Annotated in this window: 4 protein-coding genes and 1 pseudogene; 3 read left to right on the plus strand and 2 right to left on the minus strand. The window is 35.5% G+C overall.

Translation table 11 applies throughout. From position 1 onward, the window contains the following. The 3 genes and pseudogenes from F6K40_RS39330 to F6K40_RS39340 all read left to right on the plus strand — a co-directional run. On the plus strand, positions 1–604 hold a 604-nt coding region (locus tag F6K40_RS39330; protein ID WP_293145482.1), incomplete at its 5' end, for a hypothetical protein. Between the two features lie 286 nt (positions 605–890). Further along, positions 891–1,859: a Uma2 family endonuclease gene (locus tag F6K40_RS39335; RefSeq protein ID WP_293145484.1), complete on the plus strand. Its 969-nt coding sequence runs from the start codon at positions 891–893 to the stop codon at positions 1,857–1,859. A gap of 440 nt (positions 1,860–2,299) precedes the next feature. Continuing rightward, positions 2,300–2,494, plus strand: a pseudogene (locus F6K40_RS39340) (VIT domain-containing protein); the annotation flags it as partial. Between the two features lie 44 nt (positions 2,495–2,538). On the opposite strand, the gene F6K40_RS39345 reads toward F6K40_RS39340, so the two are convergent. Together F6K40_RS39345 and F6K40_RS39350 are read right to left on the minus strand one after the other, a co-directional pair. Next, a complete protein-coding gene (locus F6K40_RS39345; RefSeq protein ID WP_293145487.1) occupies positions 2,539–3,291 on the minus strand; it encodes a DUF5131 family protein in 753 nt (250 codons plus the stop codon). Continuing rightward, on the minus strand, positions 3,288–3,443 hold the full coding sequence (locus F6K40_RS39350) for a hypothetical protein (protein ID WP_293145489.1): 156 nt from the start codon (positions 3,441–3,443) through the stop codon (positions 3,288–3,290). The genes F6K40_RS39345 and F6K40_RS39350 overlap by 4 nt, the downstream gene beginning before the upstream one ends. Positions 3,444–3,571 lie beyond the last annotated feature (128 nt).

The following is a 3,571-nucleotide window of genomic DNA, read 5'->3' on the forward strand; positions in this document are numbered from 1 at the left end:
TACTATTAATCAAGCTCAAACTACTTTTGATCTTAGTATTAATATGGTTAATTTGTTTCCTAATATCGAGTTAGTTGAACCGAGTGAATATTTGAAAATGACTCTGAAACGTAATCTCAAAGTTGCTTTTGATAATAATACTGAAAAAGCTCGTTCAGAGTTAATTATTGCACCATTGTTGATAGAAATAAGAGAAATATTTGATGGTAAAATTAGCTTGTTTTCTGGCAAAGATTTTAATGTCGATATTACCAGCGGACTAAATGGATTTTGTGACTATATTTTGAGTGCTTCAGAGTTCACTTTAGAAATAGAAGCTCCCGTAATCACAATAGTTGAAGCCAAAAATGAAAGTACAAACGTAGGTTTAGGTCAATGTATTGCAGAAATGGTGGCAGCACAGAGGTTTAACCAAGCAAGAAATAGAACAACTGAAAGTATTTATGGTGCTGTTACCACAGGACGTATCTGGCGCTTTCTCAAACTTTTTGGTCAAAATGTTGCCATTAATAATGAGGAATTAGTCATTAAAAATGCAGAAGATATAAATATTTCCAAGATTTTAGCAATTTTAAGTTTACCCATTAAACAATTGAACAGTTAAATTTTTTGATTCATCTATATTTCTGTGCGGTCGCCTTCTATAACAAAAACTAGGGACATTGCATACAACATCCTTACCGAATAATTAATAATTAATAATTAAATAATTCAGGTTTAAAGCCTCCCATTTTAAGGAAAAAAAAAGAAAATATTCCTTATATTCAATCAAGAACGGTTTTAACCAGAGGTAATTATCAATTATCAATTATCCATGATCCATTAATGAATGGGTTATCATTTTGCCTATATAATATATTAAAAATTCCCCAATTAATCTGGAGGTAATTATGTCAGAAAAATTTACAGTTCTGCCCCATGGAGATCCAGACACCAATAATATGATTCTGGAGAATGACACTGCTTTCCTCCATGGAGATCCAGACACCAGTCACATGATTCTAGAGGATGACACTCCCTTGGATAGTTTTATTAATGAAAAACAACAACGTCTACTCACAACTGTATTTTATAGTGGTGCGGAAATACCGATAAATGTTCCTTTTATTGTTGCTGCGAATGTGGGTTTATTTTCTCATCTCCTAGATTCAGGAATTGTACCTGATGTTTTTTTAAGTTTGAATATTGTTGGTGAGAAAGAATGGTGGAAACGTAATGTTCGCTCTTATTTATTCTGGGAATTTGGCAAAGCACCAGATGTCGTAATAGAAATTGTTTCTCCGACTCCAGGCAATGAATTAGGAAGTAAATTAACGGACTATGCAAAGTTAGGAATTCCTTATTATGTTGTCTACGATCCATTGCAAAAAATTAGTCAAACTGTACTGCAAGTATTTCAACTACAAGTTAATTCTTATATTCCTAAAAGTGATGCTTGGTTTGCTCATGTTAATTTGGGATTAACTCTATGGAATGGTGTATTTGAAAATGTTAATGGTACTTGGTTGCGTTGGTGCTATGCTGATGGGAATCTAATTAAAACAGGAGATGAAATAGCAGTAGAAAAAAATCTGAAAATCTCCCAAAAAGATGCTGAGATATCTCTAAAAGATGCTCAAATCTCCCAAAAAGATGCTGAGATATCTCTAAAAGATGCTCAAATTAAACAGGGGTTATTATTAGCAATTGAAATGGGATTAAAACTCAAGTTTGGTGATGAATATGTGGGGATTTTATCAGATATTTCAAAAATAGATGATGTGAAATTATTAGAGACAATAGTATCTCAAATTCCCCAAGTTTCCTCAATAGATAAATTGCGAAAACTATATAACCAATGGATAATGGATAATGGATAATTGATAATTGATAATTGATAATTAACTGGAGAGTACAAAGTTATTCTAAAAAAAGATTTACTTTCAAGAATGAAAATATTACTGATAAAAGCTTACAGCACATACAGCTCAGTCTCGCGAGTTTCTAACTTTGGGATTGCTGATAGCCATTGCTAGCAATGGTTATTCCAAGAACTCGGTTTAAAGTCTCTCCTAATAATGGATAATATCATGTCCGGTAGCATCGGAGCGTGTATAGAATCTAAGTCGTAATTGGAAGAAATCCTTCTGTCTCCAGCATAAGTGCCTCCTGCCTTACTTCCTCATGCATTGTAAGTATTCAACCGGACATGATATAATGGATAATTACAGCGCTTTCCGTTGCCCGTGAAGTACACTCTGGCAGGCAAGATGCCCGCACTGTACCAGATTCTATATCATCGAAAAATTGCAAAAACTATATGGAAATAAAAATCTGCGATCGCCTAATCAAAGGCAATATCAAAAAACGGGAAGAGGCAAAACAAATCTATCAAAAAGCCAAACAAGAGGGGCGTGCTGCCGGACTCCTCGAACAACAGCGCGATAATATTTTCACTCAATCTCTGGCCAATATTAAACCAGGGGAACAAATAGATGTGACTATTCACATCACTCGAGAGTAATTTAAAAAAAATCATATTTGGAATAAATGATCTATTTATGCCGACAAAGGTTTTTGATTCCATTCTCTCCCATGAAACAACCTCCCATTTGTTTTAGGTCTAAAACCGCCCCATTGCTTAAAGAAAAAAGGAGTATTAGTAGTAATGCACCGCTGATAAATTTCTTCTACCCACTCTCTTTCTATAGGACGACAATAAAGACCAGACTCACCACCAACTATTACCCAGTCAATCCCAGTCGTTAGATCAATTTCATTCAAACTTTCAAGCAAAGGTTCACATGACAAAAATCTAACTTTTGCCGGAGTTTCTCGAAGCCGATCAATACGACTGGCAACATCTGTCGCCTCAACAGACACCCCCAACCAAAGATTTTCTAAACCTTCATAAGGAGTTCTGTCTCCCCAATGTAAAGCGACGTCATCCTCAAACCACAGTTTTGACATAAACTCTTGCATTCGTTCAAGACGTTTAGTCAATACTTGATAGATATGCCGTGGAGTTTGCTTAATCACAGAGAATACGCGAAGTAAAAACGCGTCAGGTACTTCTTCGTGGAATAAGTCCGACATCGAATTAACAAAAATCTCCTGTGACTTTTTCATCTTAAGAGGAAGCGATAATCTCCCTGGATGACAGGTAACCTCTTGGAACCCATTGGGATACAAGCTTTTAAATCTGTTGGCAAATCTTTCAGCATAACAATGCAAGCACCAACGACTAACTTTAGTGCATCCCGTAACAACATTCCAGGTATACTGCGTCCAATCAATATCAGTCTTACTCATAACAATCTCTCCACTAGCTTCTTATACAAAACCTCAGCAGCCTTAGACCTAATTTTAGCTCTGATTTTCTTAACAGGTTTACCTGATAATTTCTCGCGATCGTAAAGTTCGCCCAATCTTTCTAAGACAGGATTAGTACGACCACGCTTCACCTCATATAGAATCCGGGTAATTAGTTATCGTATTACTGAGGAGTAATGAGTAATGAGTAATGAGTAATGAGTAAGGAGTAAGGAGTAAGGAGTAAGGAGTAATATCAAATCCGGTTGAATACAAGAGT

The sequence above is a fragment of the Okeania sp. SIO3I5 genome, from assembly GCF_010672085.1.
Lineage (GTDB): Bacteria > Cyanobacteriota > Cyanobacteriia > Cyanobacteriales > Microcoleaceae > Trichodesmium.

Coding starts and splice junctions, on each gene's coding strand:
- F6K40_RS39335 (WP_293145484.1), top strand. CDS start 891: ATGTCAGAAAAATTTACAGTTCTGCCCCATGGAGATCCAGACACCAAT.
- F6K40_RS39345 (WP_293145487.1), bottom strand. CDS start 3,291: ATGAGTAAGACTGATATTGATTGGACGCAGTATACCTGGAATGTTGTT.